This window comes from Amycolatopsis japonica (assembly GCF_000732925.1).
GTDB lineage: Bacteria > Actinomycetota > Actinomycetes > Mycobacteriales > Pseudonocardiaceae > Amycolatopsis > Amycolatopsis japonica.
In genome coordinates this window covers 8,895,828-8,913,270 of the sequence record NZ_CP008953.1, presented here as the reverse complement: position 1 = coordinate 8,913,270, position 17,443 = coordinate 8,895,828, and the positions used below count along the sequence as shown (strand labels likewise).

The 17,443-nt window shown below is 68.4% G+C and carries 16 protein-coding genes; 10 read left to right on the top strand and 6 right to left on the bottom strand.

All coding sequences use genetic code 11. The features are described from left to right. The first annotated feature begins 53 nt into the window (after positions 1 to 53). Positions 54 to 2,900: a leucine--tRNA ligase gene (gene leuS / locus AJAP_RS41540; RefSeq protein WP_038521996.1), complete on the top strand. Its 2,847-nt coding sequence runs from the start codon at positions 54 to 56 to the stop codon at positions 2,898 to 2,900. A gap of 89 nt (positions 2,901 to 2,989) precedes the next feature. Further along, entirely contained in the window at positions 2,990 to 3,727 is a 738-nt protein-coding gene (locus AJAP_RS41535; RefSeq protein ID WP_037334058.1) for an SDR family oxidoreductase, read from the top strand. Here the strand turns inward: AJAP_RS41535 and AJAP_RS41530 are convergent, their stop codons facing one another. Both AJAP_RS41530 and AJAP_RS41525 read right to left on the bottom strand, forming a co-directional pair. Beyond that, positions 3,728 to 4,447 carry a TetR/AcrR family transcriptional regulator gene (locus AJAP_RS41530; protein WP_037334062.1) on the bottom strand — a complete coding sequence of 240 codons (720 nt, stop codon included), beginning with the start codon at positions 4,445 to 4,447 and terminating at the stop codon, positions 3,728 to 3,730. It abuts the gene before it with no gap. 17 nt (positions 4,448 to 4,464) lie between these two features. Continuing rightward, positions 4,465 to 4,857: a hypothetical protein gene (locus AJAP_RS41525; RefSeq protein WP_038521993.1), complete on the bottom strand. Its 393-nt coding sequence runs from the start codon at positions 4,855 to 4,857 to the stop codon at positions 4,465 to 4,467. Positions 4,858 to 5,047: 190 nt separating this feature from the next. Here AJAP_RS41525 and AJAP_RS41520 point away from each other — a divergent pair, with 190 nt between their 5' ends. The 7 genes from AJAP_RS41520 to AJAP_RS41490 all read left to right on the top strand — a co-directional run bounded on the left by AJAP_RS41520 (position 5,048) and on the right by AJAP_RS41490 (position 12,528). Then, the gene (locus AJAP_RS41520) at positions 5,048 to 5,596 is read left to right on the top strand and encodes a YbaB/EbfC family nucleoid-associated protein (RefSeq protein WP_038521990.1); all 549 of its coding nucleotides are present in this window, start codon (positions 5,048 to 5,050) and stop codon (positions 5,594 to 5,596) included. A 24-nt stretch (positions 5,597 to 5,620) separates the two neighbouring features. Beyond that, complete coding sequence (locus AJAP_RS41515; protein WP_038521987.1) at positions 5,621 to 5,959, top strand: hypothetical protein; 339 nt, start codon at positions 5,621 to 5,623, stop codon at positions 5,957 to 5,959. After that, a complete protein-coding gene (locus AJAP_RS41510; protein ID WP_038521985.1) occupies positions 5,952 to 6,965 on the top strand; it encodes a hypothetical protein in 1,014 nt (337 codons plus the stop codon). Before AJAP_RS41515 ends, AJAP_RS41510 begins: the two co-directional genes overlap by 8 nt. Positions 6,966 to 6,979: 14 nt before the next feature. Beyond that, positions 6,980 to 8,134, top strand: a complete 1,155-nt coding sequence (locus AJAP_RS41505) for a DUF6346 domain-containing protein (RefSeq protein WP_148311650.1) — start codon at positions 6,980 to 6,982, stop codon at positions 8,132 to 8,134. 322 nt (positions 8,135 to 8,456) lie between these two features. Beyond that, on the top strand, positions 8,457 to 9,317 hold the full coding sequence (locus AJAP_RS41500) for a ribokinase (protein ID WP_038521980.1): 861 nt from the start codon (positions 8,457 to 8,459) through the stop codon (positions 9,315 to 9,317). A gap of 68 nt (positions 9,318 to 9,385) precedes the next feature. Further along, positions 9,386 to 11,020, top strand: coding sequence for a phosphoenolpyruvate--protein phosphotransferase (gene ptsP, locus AJAP_RS41495; protein WP_038521977.1), 1,635 nt, complete (start codon positions 9,386 to 9,388; stop codon positions 11,018 to 11,020). Positions 11,021 to 11,124: 104 nt separating this feature from the next. After that, complete coding sequence (locus tag AJAP_RS41490) at positions 11,125 to 12,528, top strand: MFS transporter (protein WP_038521974.1); 1,404 nt, start codon at positions 11,125 to 11,127, stop codon at positions 12,526 to 12,528. Here the strand turns inward: AJAP_RS41490 and AJAP_RS41485 are convergent. Beyond that, a complete protein-coding gene (locus AJAP_RS41485; RefSeq protein ID WP_038524885.1) occupies positions 12,525 to 13,187 on the bottom strand; it encodes a DUF1707 SHOCT-like domain-containing protein in 663 nt (220 codons plus the stop codon). The two genes, AJAP_RS41490 and AJAP_RS41485, sit on opposite strands and share 4 nt — an antisense overlap. A 189-nt stretch (positions 13,188 to 13,376) precedes the next feature. Here AJAP_RS41485 and AJAP_RS41480 point away from each other — a divergent pair, with 189 nt between their 5' ends. Next, entirely contained in the window at positions 13,377 to 14,303 is a 927-nt protein-coding gene (locus AJAP_RS41480) for a hypothetical protein (protein WP_228694821.1), read from the top strand. Between the two features lies 1 nt (position 14,304). Here the strand turns inward: AJAP_RS41480 and AJAP_RS41475 are convergent, their stop codons facing one another. Genes AJAP_RS41475 through AJAP_RS41465 form a run of 3 tightly spaced genes read right to left on the bottom strand, consistent with a single transcriptional unit; the run spans position 14,305 to position 17,320 of the window. Beyond that, the gene (locus tag AJAP_RS41475) at positions 14,305 to 14,964 is read right to left on the bottom strand and encodes a response regulator (protein WP_038521971.1); all 660 of its coding nucleotides are present in this window, start codon (positions 14,962 to 14,964) and stop codon (positions 14,305 to 14,307) included. Continuing rightward, entirely contained in the window at positions 14,961 to 16,127 is a 1,167-nt protein-coding gene (gene macS, locus AJAP_RS41470) for a MacS family sensor histidine kinase (protein ID WP_038521969.1), read from the bottom strand. Before macS ends, AJAP_RS41475 begins: the two co-directional genes overlap by 4 nt. After that, positions 16,124 to 17,320 (bottom strand): AI-2E family transporter, encoded by a 1,197-nt coding sequence (locus tag AJAP_RS41465; RefSeq protein WP_038521967.1) that lies wholly within the window; start codon positions 17,318 to 17,320, stop codon positions 16,124 to 16,126. The genes macS and AJAP_RS41465 overlap by 4 nt, the downstream gene beginning before the upstream one ends. Between the last annotated feature and the right edge of the window lie 123 nt (positions 17,321 to 17,443).

The following is a 17,443-nucleotide window of genomic DNA, read 5'->3' as shown; positions in this document are numbered from 1 at the left end:
GTCGAGTTGTTTCTGGAGTGGCTTGACGTGGATGAGCACGGAGGATTTCGGCGATGAACCAGGCGAGCGAAGGCGCCGACGCGGCCCCTCAGCACCGCTACACCGCGGAGCTGGCGGGCCAGATCGAGCAGCGTTGGCAGGACTACTGGTCCGACCACGGCACTTACCACGCACCGAACCCGGTGGGCCCGCTCGCGGACGAAAGCGGGGAGGTCCCGTCGGACAAGCTGTTCGTCCAGGACATGTTCCCGTACCCGTCGGGCGCAGGCCTGCACGTCGGGCACCCGCTGGGCTTCATCGCGACCGACGTCTTCGCGCGGTATCACCGCATGATCGGCCGCAACGTGCTGCACACGATGGGCTTCGACGCCTTCGGCCTGCCCGCCGAGCAGTACGCGGTGCAGACCGGGCAGCACCCGCGCAAGACGACCGAAGAGAACATGGAGACCTACCTGCGCCAGATCCGGCGCCTGGGCCTGGGTCACGACGAGCGTCGCCGGATTTCGACGATCGATCCGGAGTACTACAAGTGGACCCAGTGGATCTTCCTGCAGATCTTCAACTCCTGGTACGACGAGAAGGCGGGCAAGGCCCGGCCGATCGTCGAGCTGGAGACCGAGTACGCCCAGGACAAGCGCCGCACGCCCGACGGCCGCAACTGGTGCGAGCTGACCCGCGCCGAGCAGCTGGAGATCATCGACACGCACCGGCTGGTCTACTTCTCCGAGGCGCCGGTGAACTGGTGCCCCGGTCTGGGCACGGTGCTGTCGAACGAAGAGGTCACCGCGGACGGCCGCAGTGAACGCGGCAACTTCCCGGTGTTCCGGCGCAATCTGCGGCAGTGGATGATGCGGATCACCGCGTACGCCGATCGCCTGGTCGACGACCTGGACCTGCTGGACTGGCCGGAGAAGGTCAAGTCCATGCAGCGCAACTGGATCGGCCGCTCGCACGGCGCGCGGGTCTCGTTCGATTCCGGCGACAAGAAGATCGAGGTCTTCACCACCCGCCCGGACACCCTGTTCGGCGCCACGTACCTGGTGGTCGCGCCCGAGCACCCGCTGGTCGACGAACTGACCGCCGCCACGTGGCCGGAAGGCGTCGACGCGAGCTGGACCGGCGATGCCGCCACCCCGGCCGAAGCCATCGCCGAGTATCGCGCCGCGGCTTCGCGGAAGTCCGAATTGGACCGTCAAGAGAACAAGGAGAAGACCGGCGTCTTCACCGGCTCCTACGCGGTGAATCCGGCCGACGGCAAGGAGATCCCGGTCTTCGTCGCCGACTACGTCCTGATGGGCTACGGCACCGGCGCGATCATGGCCGTCCCCGGCCAGGACACCCGCGACTGGGAGTTCGCCGAGAAGTTCGGCCTGGAGATCATCCGTACGGTCCAGCCGACGGAAGGTTTCGACGGCAAGGCGTTCACCGGCGACGGACCGGCGATCAACTCGGGCTTCTTGGACGGCATGGGCGTCGACGAGGCCAAGAAGACGATGATCGGCTGGCTGGAGGAGAACGAGCACGGCCGCGGCACCGTCCAGTACAAGCTGCGCGACTGGCTGTTCTCGCGTCAGCGTTACTGGGGCGAGCCGTTCCCGGTGGTCTACGACGAGGACGGCCACGTCCACGCGCTGCCGGAAAGCATGCTGCCGGTGGAGCTGCCCGAGGTCGCCGACTACTCGCCGGTGACGTTCGACCCGGAGGACAAGGACAGCACGCCGTCCTCGCCGCTGGCGCGCGCCACCGACTGGGTCGAAGTCGAACTGGACCTGGGCGAGGGCAAGAAGACCTACCGCCGCGACATCAACACCATGCCGAACTGGGCGGGTTCCTGCTGGTACCAGCTGCGGTACCTGGACCCGACGAACCCGGACGTGTTCGTCGCGCCGGAGAACGAGGCGTACTGGGTCGGCCCGCGGCCTGCCGAACACGGCGTCGACGACCCCGGCGGCACGGACCTGTACGTCGGCGGTGTCGAGCACGCCGTGCTGCATCTGCTGTACTCGCGGTTCTGGCACAAGGTGCTGTTCGACCTGGGCCACGTGTCGTCCAAGGAGCCGTACCGGAAGCTGTTCAACCAGGGCTACGTGCAGGCGTACGCGTACACGGATGCCCGCGGCGTGCACGTCCAGGCCGATCAGGTCGTGGAGCGGGACGGCAAGTTCTTCTTCGGCGAAGAAGAGGTCAAGCAGGAATACGGCAAAATGGGCAAGAGCCTGAAGAATGTCGTGACGCCTGACCAGATGGCCGCCGACTACGGCGCCGACACCTTCCGCTTCTACGAGATGTCGATGGGCCCGCTGGACGTCTCACGGCCGTGGGCGACCAAGGACGTCGTCGGCGCGCAGCGGTTCCTGCAGCGCCTGTGGCGCCTGGTCGTCGATGAAGAGACCGGCGAGCTGCGTGTGTCCACAGTGGACGCCACGGACGCCGACCGCAAGCAGCTGCACAAGGCGATCGCCGGGGTCCGCGAGGACTACGCGGAACTGCGGTTCAACACGGCCGGCGCGAAGCTGATCGAGCTGAACAACCACGTCACCAAGGTCTACGGCGGTGCCGAGGCGACTCCGCGCGAGCTGGTGGAGCCGCTGGTGCTGATGCTGGCGCCGTTGGCCCCGCACCTGGCCGAGGAGCTGTGGAAGCGCCTGGGCCACGCGGATTCCCTGGTGCACGGGCCGTTCCCGGTCGTGGACGAGAAGTACCTGGTCGAGGATTCGGTGGAGTACCCGATCCAGGTCAACGGCAAGGTGCGTTCCCGCGTCACCGTGCCGGCCGACGCGGGCAAGGACGCCGTGCAGGCGGCCGCGCTGGCCGACGAGAAGGTCGCCGCGCTGGTCGGCGACGGCACCCCGCGCAAGGTGATCGTCGTGCCGGGACGCTTGGTCAACATCGTCCTGTAGCACCGTGGCGGAAAGACGCCAGCGTCGAGGGTCGTGCGGCGATTCGATGGAGTTGTTCAAGGACAACGAAATCGAACGGAGAACATCGCATGACCCTCGACGGCAAGGTGGCTTTGGTGACCGGCGGCAGCCGCGGGATCGGTGCCGCCACGGCGATCCGGCTCGCCGAGGACGGCGCTGACGTCGCACTCACCTACCAGAACAACGCCGAACTCGCGGCCGGTGTCGTGGACCGGATCAAGGCGCTCGGCCGCCGCGCGCTGGCGATCCAGGCCGACAGCGCCGACGCCGCGGCCGTGGTCTCCGCGGTCGACACGGCGGTCGCCGAATTCGGCAGGCTCGACGTGCTGGTCAACAACGGCGGTGTCGGCTTCGTCGGCCCGCTCGACCAGACGAGCCTGGAGGACATCGACCGCGTGCTCGCGGTCAACGTCCGCGGTGTCTACGTGGCCACCCAGGCCGCGGCCCGGCACCTCGGCGACGGCGGCCGCGTGATCACCATCGGCAGCTGCGTCTCGGACCGCGTGCCCGGCCCCGGGATGTCGCTGTACGCGGTGAGCAAGACCGCGCTGCTGGGCCTGACCAAGGGCCTGGCCAGGGAACTGGGGCCGCGCGGCATCACCGTGAACATCGTCCACCCCGGCCCGACCGACACCGACATGAACCCGGCCGACGGCCCGTACGCCGCCGACCAGCGGAGCCTGACGGTGTTCGACCGCTACGGTTCGCCGTCGGAGGTCGCCGCAACCGTGTCGTTCCTGGCACGGCCGGAAAGCAAGTACGTGACCGCCGCGACCGTCTCGGTCGACGGCGGGCACGCGGCCTAGCTACTCGGTGGACAGGCCGATCTCGCGCGCGAGATCGGCCAGCATCGCGTCGAAGAGGACGTCCGGTTTCGAGAACGGGATCGGGTAGTTGCCGAAGACCTCGAGCGTGACGTGCCCGTAGAGCCGGGCCCAGAACTGGATCATCAGGTACGTCACGCCGAGGTCGAGCTTTTCGAGCGGGAACGTCGCCCCGGACTCCTTCAGCACGGCGAGCAGTTCTTCTTGGAACGACGTGAGATCGTCGCGCAACTCGGCCGGGACCACGTCGTTCGACGGCGTCACCAGATCGTGCATCGCGAGCACGCGCCCCGCCGCCGCGAGGAAGATCCGCCCGAACGGCTCGTCCAGCCTGCTCAACGTGTCGTCGCCGGCCGGCGACGCGAAAACCAGCGTGAACTCCTTCGTGTGCGTGAGCGCCCACCGCCGGAATCCCTTGCAGATGGCGAAAAGCTGCAGCGCGCCCTCGTCCGGCAACTGCGCGATGTCCTCGGCGAGCCCGGCCGCCAGATCCGCGACGACATCCGCGCGCAGATGCTCGACCAGATCGTCGCGGGAACCGTAGTAGCGGTACAACGCCGGTGCCGTGATGCCGAGCTCGCGCGCGATCGCCCGCAGGGTCACGGCCTCCGGCCCCTGCTCGACCAGGAGCGCCCGCGCCGTCCGGCGGATGTCCTGATCGGTCGCGGCCCGCTCGCGACCCCTGCGGCCGGTGTTCGTCATCCGGGCATTCTAGGTGGTCAGTGCGTCCTTACCGGGGAAGAACCCAGAAGCCGGGACTGGAGCCGCGTGAGTGGCCGGAGCGCAAGGAAGATCGGGATGGCCATCCCGGCCGCGATGAGGAAGTGCACGATCCACGCCCCTGCCAGCGTCGGCCCGCCCCACGTGCCCTCGGGATCGCTGCCGGTCCAGAAGAGCCCGTAGGTCGCGATGCGCCCGACGAGGTAGAACAGCAGCAAAGCGAGCAGGAACGCGACCGCGCTCGGACCGAGCGCCGCCACGAACCGCGGCCGGGACCCACTCTCGTGCCCGAGCCAGCGCCGCGTCAGTCCACGCTGGACCTTCGCGCCGCCGAGATACCCCGGCAGCACGAGAAGCGCGTAGACCGCGCGTTTCCAGTCCGAAATCGTCATACCGGCCACGCTAGGGGTCGCTGACCTGCGGGAACATGAGGTAAGCCGTCGGATCCGGTAGGGAAAACCGGAGGTCGCTGTGGTGATCCACACGACCGGGGTGCGGATGTCCGCCAAACGTTCCCCGATGTCAGACGGGTATGCCACACTCGGTCGCCGAACGGCTACGACGTGAACAGGGGAGGTTCGCGTGTCGAACCCTGAGCAGCTCTTCGCTGATTTCGAGGCCAAGCTGGCCGACGCCCAGCGGAAGGCGAATCAGATGCGCACCGAGATCGAGGGTGTCTCGGTGTCCGAACGCAGCAAGGACGGCCAGATCTCGGTCAAGGTCAACCACGCGGGGAACCTGGTGGGCCTGGAGATCGGCCCGTCCGTGCGGGACAACCCCGCGCTCGCGCAAGAGATCCTCCGCGTCGTCCAGAGCGCGCAGAGCAAACTCGCGGCCGCCATGCAGACCGGTGTGCCGTCCATCGCGGGCACCGAAACGATGAACGAGCTGGTCAACCAGCTGCACAACGAGTACCCGGAACCCGAACCGACGGGCTACGTCGAGGGCGGTCACCAGGAGGCGGACGAGGACGACCGCTTCGTCGCCGAAGACGAACTCGACGCGCCTCCGCCCCCTCCCACCCCGAAGCCGCCCGCACCCCCGGCCCCGCCCGCGCCGCCGCGTGCCGCGCGCCGGCAACAGACGGACCACGAGGACGACTACTTCACCGGCGGCGACTTCCTGCGCTGAGCGGGTTCTTGAGGGAGGGAAACCATGGGGCAGCCGCAGGCAGGTCAGGGTTTCGACGTAAATCCGGACCAGATCGACGAACACGCCAAACAGGTGGAACGGACGCACGAGCATTTGAGGACCGCGCTCGACGCGGACAAGGACCGTGTGGACGTGCTGGCCTTCGGGCTGATCGGCAATCTGTGCGGGATGTCGTTGATCTGCAACAACCTTTCGGAGAACGTGCGTGAGGCCCTGCAATCCGCGATCTCGTCGGGTGAGCACCATGTCGCCGCGGTGCGGAAATGGGCCGAGGTTCGACGAGTGACCGACCAGGACGCGGTGGATCTTCTGAAGCGGGCAGAGCAGGTGGAACGTGGCTGAGAACGACGTCCTCAAGAGTGCCAAGAGCGAAACGGACGCCGAGAAATACAAGGTGGACAACGCTCTGGAAGGTGCGGGCGCCGTCCAGGATGTGTTCGGCGGCGCCGAGAAGCTCTTGAAAGGTGACTGGACGGAGGGGCTCCTCAGCCTCGCGGGAGCCGTCCCGGATATCGTCGACGTGATCAAGAACCCTCTGGAAACCCTGATGAGCTGGGGTTTCGGTTGGATCATCGAGCATGTTGACTTCTTGAAGGAACCTCTCAACTGGGTTTCCGGCGACCAAGACGCACTTGATCTCGAGGTGCAGAAATGGCTGGAGGTCGGCAAGTACGTCAAGACGACGGCCGAGGAGTTGACCGACGAGGTCCAGAAGAACTGCATGGACTGGTCGGGCGCCGGGGCTGACGCGTATCGCGCCTACGTGCAAAAGCAACTCAACGGGTACCGGGAGATAGTCCGGCTCGCCGAGCTCGCCGGGAACATCATCAACATCTGCAAGACCGTGCTCTCGGTGGTTCGAACGATCATTCGCGATCTGATCACCGACACCCTGGCGAAGATCGTCATGATCATCGCCAGGTATCCACCGCCTGCCTATCCGGCCGCTCTGGCTGCGGAGGGTGTTCCCTTCGCGATCGAAAAAAGCACTGAGGCCATGACATGGGCCGAGAAGTTGATGCGCGTCCTCATGCGCGCGAAGTCCATGTTGATGGACTTCTACAAGAACGTCGGCGACATCCTCAAGAAAGGCGATGTGTTCGAGGGCGCGGGAATGGGCGCGTTCTGGGAGGTGGTGAAGGAAGCAGGAAAGACGGCAGTAAAAGAGGTGGTCAAGAGCGCGTCGGAAGACAAGGCGCGAGACCGGCGAGAGACGACCATCGACGCCACTGGCGAACCGAAGCCCTCAGAGAAGGCGAACGGAGCGGTCGGCTCCAGGCGCCCTGTCGAGCAGGAGCCGATTTTCGAGCAACCTGGAACGCAACGGATATCCGGGTCGATTCAGTGAGCAACGGTCTTCTGATGACCGGGTACGAAGCGGTTCCCACAGTCACGCGTAGATCCCCTTGGAAGGTGGCGGGCGCCGCAATCGGCGTATTCCTCTATGCGCTGGTCTGCTGGACCCTGCTCGGCCGCGGGATGGTGTCCCACGGCGAGGAGGGAACGAGCAAGGTCGTCGACATGGCGACGGCGAAGTCTTGCGAGGAGATAGGACCGCTGAGCATCGCCGGGGTCGGCTACTACTGGGTTTGCGACCTCGAGGTTCGCCCCTATTCGTCGGGTTCCAGGCAAGAAGTCGTGACGGCGCGCTCGTATCCGGACGAAGTGACTCCGGCCGACATAGGTAAACCCCTCCGCGTCAAAGAGGTCGGCAGGTACTACGCCCGGGACTTCAAAAGCGACGTTCCGTGGTGGAGCATCGCACCTGGCATCGGTGGGTTCGTGGGGTTGGGCCTGTTCGCCTACTGGCGACGGAACAAGCGTTTCCGCAAACCTGACACCGAAACGCCCGTGACCAGTTCGCTTTCTCTCTCGTCAGTTCGTCCGAGGGGTGGCGTGGCGGCTCCTGCCGGCCTACCCGCGACGGCGTCGAGGACGGTCACGCCCAACGACTGGTCGTCGGCGAAGTTCTGGCGCATTTGTGGGGTGCTCCTCGTTGTCGCCGTCATCTCCGGGATCGTGGGTTTCACCGCGGGCCGCGGAACGGAGCTCCGCGAAGCGACCCTGACGATCGCGGCGATCGGGCTCCTCTCTCCCGGATGGCTTTGGTTCTGCACCCCCGCGCGATGGAAAAAGGCGACCTGGTGCACCACGTTCACTGTGTCGGTCGAAGGAATTCGCTGGTTCCGCCGCGACAAGGCGACCTTCGAGTTGGGCTGGGACGAGCTCCGCGAGCTTCGGCTGACCACCGTCACCGATGGCAAACACGTCTTGCGGATGATCGACTTCTTCCCACTCGACGATGATTTCGCGAAGCGTCATCGGACGCTGAAGGGACTATGGGAAATCGGGGCGAACCTCGCCGGTCGCTCGCTTCCGCCGGTCGTGAACGGCTACCGGATTCCTGAAGCGTTCAGCGACGCCGCGTTCGCCGAGATCCGGGCGGCGATGACCATGATCCGGCCTGACAAGCTGGGCGAGTATCGCGGAATCCCGCAGAACACAGTCGCGTCCTGAGTGCGGCACCCGGTTGAACCGGGGCGCCGCCGGCGCCGATCACTCGGGGGGCTACGTGATCGACGCCGGCGACCCGATGCCCTCTTCCCGACGGAAGCCGGGATCGGGGCAACGTCACCGCTTGGAAGCGGCAACGCATCTCAAGAGCGGGCGTGATCGCCGAAGTGACGCCCGGGGGAAGGTTATCCCCCGAAAGAGTGACGGCGTTCCGCTGCTCGCCTGATTGTCGCACTACGCGCCGAGAAAGTTACAAAGTTCTTCACATCTTCGTCTGGAGAAGGGTCATGCCCGGACAACTGCTGGTCATGGCATCGTCTCTTCCATGACTTCTCAGGTGCTGGTCATCGGGTCCGCCAATGCCGATCTCGTCGTCCCGGTCGATCGGCGACCCGGTGGTGGCGAAACCGTACTCGGTGGCGACACGATCTTGTCGCCGGGTGGCAAGGGCGCCAACACCGCGGTCGCCGCGGCCAGGCTCGGGGCGGACGTCGCGTTGCTCGGCGCGGTCGGCGACGACCCGTACGGCGAGTTGCTCAAGCGGTCGCTCGCCGAGTCCGGGGTGGACACCGGCTCGCTGCGCACGAGTGAGCGCCCGACGGGGATCGCGTACATCACGGTCACGCCGGACGGTGAGAATTCGATCCTCGTCTCACCCGGCGCCAATTCCGCCTTGCGGCCCGAGGACGTCGACCTCGACGGCGCCGAGATCGTGGTGCTGTCGCTGGAGATCCCGCTCGAAACCGTCGAGCATGCCGTCGCGAAAGCCGTCGATCACCACGTGAAGACGCTGCTGAATCTGTCGCCCGCCGCCGAGCTTTCCGCGAAGACGCTGCAGGGGCTGGACGTCCTTCTGGTCAACGAGCACGAGGCCGCGTTCCTGCTCGGTGGCGAGGCGGATTTCCCCAAGCTGCTCGATCTCGGTCCGAAGGCCGCGGTCGTGACGCTCGGCGCGAAGGGGGCGGCTGTGGTGACGGCCGACGGGGTGACGGAGGTGCCGTCGCCGAAGGTCGAGGCCGTCGACACGACGGGCGCCGGTGACGCTTTCGCGGGGGCGCTCGCCACGTCGCTCGCGAAGGGCGAGGAATTGGTCGACGCGGCACGCAAGGCGGTGAAGGTGGCGGCGATCACCGTGACCCGCCAGGGTGCGCAGCCCTCGTATCCGACGGCGTCCGAACTGGAATGATGTCCTCTTCTGTGTTCTGCTGATGGCTATGAGCCAGCTCACGCCGCCTATGAGATATGGTCTAGACCATGCCGTCTGAGTCACTGTCCGGGGTCGCTGTCAGTCCCGGCCGCGCGAGCGGTCCTGTCGTCCGGGTCGCCGAACCGCTCGGTGAACCCGCGAGCACGCCGGCACCGGCCGATCCCGCCGCCGAGGCCGCCCGGATCGCCCCGGCCGCGCAGATCGTGGCCGGCAGGCTCGAGAAGCTCGCCGAGACGGCGACCGGTGAGGCCGCGACGATCCTCATCACCACCGCGGCGATGGCGGCCGATCCGGCGCTCGTCTCCTCGGCGGAGCAGCTGGTCAAGGACCAGCATCTGCCCGCGCCGCGCGCGGTGCACCAGGCGGCGGGGAAGTTCGCCGACGCGCTCGCCGCCGCCGGCGGCTACATGGCCGAGCGGGCTCGCGACGTCCTCGACGTGCGCGACAGGCTCATCGCCGAACTGCTCGGCATCGCGCCTCCCGGCGTTCCCGACCTCGCCTCGCCGAGCGTGCTCGTCGCCCGCGATCTCGCGCCCGCCGACACCGCCGGTCTCGACCCGGACAAAGTGCTCGCGCTCGTCACCGAAGAGGGCGGCCCCACCAGCCACACCGCGATCCTCGCCCGCGCGCTCGGCATTCCCGCCGTCGTCGCGGTCCGCGGGCTCCTCGCGCTCGACGCGCAAGCGCTTGCGGTGGACGGTGACACCGGCGTCGTCGAGGTCGCGGACCCGGACGCCGAGGTCGTCACGGCCGTCAAGTCCGGCGCGATCGAGTGGGACGGCACCGGCGCGACCTCCGACGGACACCGGGTGAAGGTGCTCGGCAACGTCGGTTCCGCCACCGACGCCCAGGCCGCCGCCGAGGCGGGCGCGGAAGGCGTGGGCCTTTTCCGCACCGAGTTCTGCTACCTCGACGCCTCTTCCGAGCCGAGCGTCGAAGAGCAGCGCAAGGCCTACACCGCCGTGCTCACGCCGTTCCGCGGCAAGCCGGTCATCGTGCGCACCCTCGACGCGGGCGCGGACAAACCCCTCGCGTTCCTGGAGCCTGAGGACGAGCCCAACCCGGCGCTCGGCGTACGCGGCCTTCGCGTCGCTTTCGACCGTCCCGAGATCCTCGACCGCCAGCTCGAGGCCATCGCGGGTGCCGCGCAGGACTCCGGCGCCGAGGTTTCGGTGATGGCCCCGATGGTCGCCACCGCCGCCGAGGCCGCCTGGTTCGCCGAGCGCGTCCGCGCCGCCGGAATCGCCCGTGCGGGCGTGATGATCGAGATCCCGGCCGCCGCGCTGACCGCCCGCGAGATCCTCGACGCGGTCGACTTCGTCTCCGTCGGCACCAACGACCTCGCGCAGTACACCTTCGCCGCGGATCGCCAGCTCGGCGCGGTCGCCAAGCTCAACGACCCGTGGCAGCCCGGCCTGCTGCGCCTGCTCAAGGTCATCGGCCAGGCCGCGAAGGACACCGGCAAGCCCGCCGGCGTCTGCGGTGAGGCCGCCGCCGATCCGAGGCTTGCGCTGGTGCTGGCCGGGCTCGGCCTGACCAGCCTCTCGATGAACGCGCCCGCCGTGCGCGCGGTCGGCGCGAGCCTGGCGGCCACGACGCTGGCCGAATGCGAGGCACTGGCCGACGCGGTCCTCGCCACGTCGGACCCGGTGTCCGCGAGGCAGGCCGCCGCCAAGCGGTAGCAAAGGTCCCCCGCTCCCGAAATCGGATCCGGGGGCATGTCGAAATCCGGTCCACCACTTCGACGCCTAGGTGAAAGACACCGAAGCGACGAAAGGACCGGACCATGACGACCACCATGACCCCGACGCGGGCAGGACGCCGGGAATGGGTCGGGCTGGCCGTACTGGCCCTGCCCACCTTCCTGGTCTCCCTCGACGTGTTCGTGCTGATCCTCGCGCTGCCGAAGCTCAGCCAGAGCCTCGGCGCCGACAGCACCCAGCAGCTGTGGATCATGGACGTCTACGGCTTCATGATCGCCGGGTTCATGGTCACCATGGGCACCCTCGGCGACCGCATCGGCCGCCGGAAACTGCTGCTCGTCGGCGCCACGGCGTTCGGGCTGGCCTCCGTGCTGGCCGCGTTCTCGACCAGCGCGCTGATGCTCATCGCCGCCCGCGCGATCCTCGGGATCGCCGGTGCGACGCTGGCGCCGTCGACGCTCGCCCTGATCAGCAACCTGTTCTCCGACAGCCGTCAGCGTTCGCTCGCGATCGGCATCTGGGCAGGCTGCTTCACCGTCGGCGCGATCGTCGGGCCGATGGTCGGCGGCGTGCTGCTGGAGCACTTCTGGTGGGGTTCGGTGTTCCTGCTCGGCGTCCCCGCGATGGTCCTGCTGCTCGTCGTCGGCCCGAAGCTCCTGCCCGAGTACCGCAACGAGAACGCCGGCCGCCTCGACCTCGCGAGCGTCGCGCTGTCACTGGTCACGATCCTGCCCGCGGTCTACGGCATCAAGGAACTGGCCCGCGAGGGTGTGCACGTGGTCCCGGTGGCCTCGCTCCTGATCGGTCTCGGCTTCGGCGTGGTGTTCGTGCGGCGCCAGCGGACCCTCCAGGACCCGCTGATCGACCTGACGTTGTTCCGCGGCCGTGCGTTCACGACGGCGCTGGGCGGGATGTGCGCGTTCTCCATGCTGGGCGGGACGACCATGCTCTTCGTCGCGCAGTTCTTCCAGATCGTGTTGGAGCTTTCCCCGGTCGGCGCCGCGCTGGCGCTGCTGCCGGGCATGCTCGCCTCGACCGTCAGCTTCCTGGCCGCACCGATCCTCGCCCGTCGTATCCGCCCCGCGACCTTGATCGCCACCGGGCTGGCCGGCGCCATCGCGGGGTTCCTGCTGCTGACACAGGTCGAGCCCGGAACAGGCCCGGTGGTCCCGGCGATCGCCTTCGCCATCACCTGCCTGTGCGGTGGACCGCTGATCACCCTGGGCACGGATCTGGTCGTCGGCTCCGTGCCGCCGGAGAAGGCCGGTTCGGCGGCCTCGCTTTCGCAGACCGGCAACGAATTCGGCTACGCGCTGGGTATCGCGACCGTCGGGACGCTGGGCAACGCGGTCACCCGGTCACGGCTCGCCGACGCCGTTCCGGCGCACGACGCGTTCGCCAGCGGGATGCACGCGGTGTCCGCGCTGGCCGCGCTGGTGCTGGCCGCGGTCGCGTTCTTCGTGGTCCGGCACCTGCGCCACATCTAGCCGAAGAACCCCCGCCGCGGGTACTTGATGATCAGCGACCCCCCGTGCACGCGCCCGGTGATGACGAACCGGGGCGTGCCGGGGCGGCCGTTCGAGCGGGTCCGGTCGTCGAGGTTGCCGAACTTGATGTCGGTGATCGAGTTCGTGTCGACGGCGCCGTCCTCGGGGATGGTGATCTCCACCGGCCCCCATTTGGCCTGCAGTTCGATGTGCACCACGGGGTACCGGATCTCGGCCTGGGAGAAGTCCAGTTTCGTGGCGCCGTACTTGTTCCGGATCACCATCGACTCGGGGACGAGCCAGTTCCCGTTGCGCTGCAACGCCGAGTACTTGCCGTTGAGCTCCATGACACCGGACGTCGAGGCGTAGGCGGGCTGCTGAGGCGGCGGCGCCCACGGGTTCTGCTGCCGCCGGGGCACCATTCCGGCTTCGGGATGCACCAGTCCGGGCAGATCCGTGAGCACCGCGTTCAGCTCACCGCGGGTCTTCGAGGCGAGGGCGCGGTCGGTCCGTTCGGTGAACTCGTCGAGGTTCAGCATCCCGAGGCCGATCGCCTTCTGCAGGACCTCGACGACGTGCTCGCGTTCCGCGTCGGAGACCCGGATGTCCCGTCCGGTCAACGGCTTGGTTTCGGTCGCCGGCTGCTCTTCCTCGCCCATGCCAGGAATGGTAGAACCGATTCTCACGCGCGAGATCGGGGAAATACCCTGAACAGACCCGCATTTCTCCCCTGTGCCGCCCTGCTGGCGGCCGTCCTGCTGCTGGCCGGATGCACTGTCGAAGCAAATCCGCCGGAAGCCGTCCCGGAGCCGACCTCGCCGCCGCCGTCGAAACTCGAAGGCGTACCGGTGGACTACAGCGGTTTCCGGCTCGTCATGGCGACCTCACCGCCGTCGATGCTCGATCCCGCCACCGGCGCCACCACGCCGCTGCCCGGTGCTCCGGGCGGTGACCGGGTCAACGACGTCATCCGCGTCGGCAAGTTCCCGGTCGTGCTGTCGGCGGGCCGCTGCGGGCCGTCTTGCCTGGAGCCGTCCGAGGTGCTCGTCTACGGCGACCCCAAGAACCAGCCGTGGAAGCTCGGCAGGGCCCGCAGTGTCGCCCCCGCCGCCGACGAGAGCGGCGTCTGGCTGATCCGCGACGACGGCAACGACCTGTGCCGCCTCCAATACGTCTCCCTGCTCGGCGTCGAGCGCGGGCGCGGCCGTCCGGCGAGCTGCACGATGGCGGTGCGCCAGGAGGTGCCGCAGGGCCTGCTGATCACGGTCAACACCGGGACGGCCACCGCCGAGGACGTGCTGATCGACCCCGCCACCGGCCGCGCCGTGCGCCAGTTCCCCCGCGTCCTCGCGATCACCAAGGACCGGATGCTGCTGGCCGAGCTGACCGAGTTCTCCGTGCTCGACCTGCGGAACAACCAGCGCACGCCGGTCAAGCGGCCGGTGGCCAACGGGACGCCGGGCGCCGCGGTGCCGAGCCGCGACGGCTACAAGGTCGCCGTGCTGTTCGGTGACCCGGCCTGGGCCGGGACGGCCACGCAGACCGCCGACGTCTGGGTGCTCGCCCTCGACACGCTGACCTGGACACACGCGCCCTCGAACCCGATCGCCACCGAACTCAAGCGGGTCGCGGTCGAATGGACCGAGGACGACAGCCTGGTGCTCGCCACGGACGTCGTCGCGAGCTGGCGGCTCGACCGGCCACAGTGGACGGTCGTCAAGACCGCGTTGCCCGCCGAGCGGAATCGTTCGGTGGTGACGATCGGGCAGGGCTGAGCTATTCCTCGTCCAACCCGTGCTCGATGGCGTACCTGGCCAGTTCGACGCGGTTGTGCAGCTGGAGTTTGCGCAACGTCGACTGGACGTGGTTCTCCACCGTCCGATGCGAGAGCACGAGTTTCTCGGCGATCTGCCGCGCCGTCATCCCCTTCGCGACCAGACGCAGGACGTCGGTCTCGCGTTCGGTCAGCCGCGGCGGCGCGGGCCCGTCGTCCGGCGCGTCCGCCATGCGGCGGTACTCGCCGAGGACGAGTCCGGCGAGCCCGGCGGTGAACACCGGGTCGCCCGCCGCGGTCCGCTTGACCGCGTCCACCAGTTCGCTCGCCGAGGCCGATTTCACCAGGTAGCCCGACGCCCCGGCCTTGACCGCCTCGAGGACGTCGCTGTGCTCGCCGCTCGCGGACAGCACGAGCACCTTCGTCGACGGCAGCTCCGCGGTGATCTCGCGGGTGGCGTCGACCCCCGACGTCTCGCCGAGGTTGAGGTCCATCAGCACGACGTCCGGCCGGACCGTGCGCGCGATCCGCACCGCGGCGGGCGCGTCCGGCGCGGTGGCCTTCACGTCGAAGCCGTGCTCGGCCAGGTCGCGCGCGACGCCGTCCCGCCACATCGGATGGTCGTCGACCACCATCACCGAGACCTGAGGCGTTTCGGTCATCGCTTCCCCCTCGCCGCCACTGGAACCTTGACTTCCCATTCCGTGCCCTGGCCGGGCGCGGTGTCCAGGGCGACGCTCCCGCCCAGATCCCGCACCCGCCCCTTGATGGACTCCGCGATACCTAGATGTCCCTCGGCCGCCGCGCGTTCCAGGACACCGGGCGCGATTCCCGGCCCGTCGTCGCGGACGCTGACCACGACCTCGGTGCCGAGATCCTCAAGCAGCACCCAGGCGTGAGCCTCTTCGCCCGCGTGCTTCTCGACGTTCGACAGCGCCTCGCGTGCCACGGCCACCAGCTCCGTGGTGACGTGTTCGGGCAGCTGGACCTCGCCCGCGGGCGTCGAGACCTGCACGGACGGCGTCGCGAGCAGCTGCAGCGCGGACCGGAGGTCGGTGGTCCCGTTCTCGCTCGGATGCGTCGGCTCGGTGGTGACCAGCGCCCGCAGCGCGATCTCCTGCTCACCGGCCAGTTTCGCCAGCTCGGCGGCCTCCCCGCCGAATTCGGCGCCGCGTTTGCGCACGCGCGCGAGCACCTGGAGGACGCTGTCGTGGATCGAGCGGGCGAGCCGCTCCCGTTCGGCCGTCGCGGCCTCCATGCGCAACGCCCTGGTCAGCGCGTCCGCCGACCGGCGCGCCATGGTCGCGGCGAGCCCGATGACGAAGCCGCTCGCGGTCAGCAGGAAGCCGTCCCGCGCGACGTCGACGTCGAACCGCCAGCGCACCAGCCCGGTGACCACCGAGACCACCAGCCCGGCGAGCACCCCGCCGAGCGCACCGAACCGCGTCCCGGCGGCCGCGGGCGGGACCGCCGCCCACACCGTGGTGATGAGCGGGGTGTTGGCGTCGAACTGCGCGGTGGTCAGGATCCACATCGACGTGAACATGAGGACGACGGTCAGCGCGAGATCGACGCCGACCAGCCACGGCCAGCGGCTCGACGGCCGCGCGTAGAACACGCTGCTCAGCACCGTCCACAGCGTCATCACGCCGAACGACGTCCATGCGAGCCACTTATTCGCGTAGCCGTCGTAATGGACGATGAACGAGCCGAGCGCGAAGAGCAGCGTCGTCACGCGAAGCACGATCACCCCGCGCCACAGCGGAGTGGCCGGGTCCCGCGTGCCGAGCGCCGAAACGGCGCGCCAGAGCGGGGGCTCGGTCATGACTTGGCTTCGGACTCTTCCCCGGGATCGTTCGGCTGCGCCGCCTGATCCCGCAGGACGTCGATCTCGGCCGGATCGGGATCGTGTTCGTGCAGCAGCGACCGGATACCGGCGTTGAGCACCGCGAGCAGCGGCACCGACAGCAGCGCGCCGGCGATCCCGGCGGCGACGAGACCGGCGGTGATCGCGAGCACCACGGCGAGCGGGTGCAGCTTCACCGCGCGCCCGAGCAGGATCGGCTGCAGCACGTGGCTCTCCAGCTGCATGACGCCGATGACGATGGCCAGCACGATCAGCGCGCCGACGACGCCCTTCGTCACCAGCGCGATCAGCACCGCGACCGCGCCCGCGATCACCGCGCCGATGATCGGGATGAAGGCGCCGAGGAACACCAGCGTCGCCAGCGGGATCACCAGCGGCACGCCGACGATCGCCAGGCCGATGCCGATACCGACCGCGTCGACCACGGCCACCGCCGCCGTCGCGCGCACGTAGCTGACCAGGGACGCGAAGCCGCGCCGCCCCGCGACGTCGACCCGGTTCCGGACGCGGCCCGGCACGCCGCGCACGAGGAACGTCCAGATCTGGTCGCCGCCGGAGAGGAAGAAGATGAGGATGAACAGCGTCAGGATGAACCCGGTGACGATCTCGCCGACCGTGCCCGCGGTGGTGAGCGCGGTGGTGGTGATCGAGGCCTGGTTGTTCTGCAGGAAGCTGATCGCCTGGTTGATGAACTCCTGGATCTGCTCCTGGCGCAGGTGCAGCGGCCCGTCGATGAGCCAGACCTTGATCTGGTTGAGGCTCTCCGTCAACTGCTTCTGCAGTTCCGGCAGGCCGGAGGAGAACTGCGCGACGACGAACGTCAGCAGCCCGCCGAGCACCGCGAGACCCGCGATCAGCACTATCCCGGCCGCCAGCCCGCGCGGGAATCTCAGCGCCGTCAGCTTGGAGACCGCCGGCGCGAGCAGCGCGGCGAGCAGCAGCGCGATCGACAACGGGATCACGACCACCGACAGATAGCCGATCAGGAACACGATCACGTAGAGCGCGGCGATCACCACGATGAACCGCCACGACAACGCCGCGCCGATCCGCAGGCCGCGGGGCACGAGGTTGGTGACGTCCTCGGTGGATTCCGAAAGGAACGGGTTCGCCGGGTCGAATTCCGGCTGCTTGCGCTGGGGCTCGCTCACGCGGACACCGTATCGGTCCGAGGCGACGTTTCTTGAACATTCCGGGCAACGCGCGAGCGGCGAATTCGCCCGATGCGACGCTTGACACATCGTCGGTGGATGGACTCCGGAGTAACCGGGCTC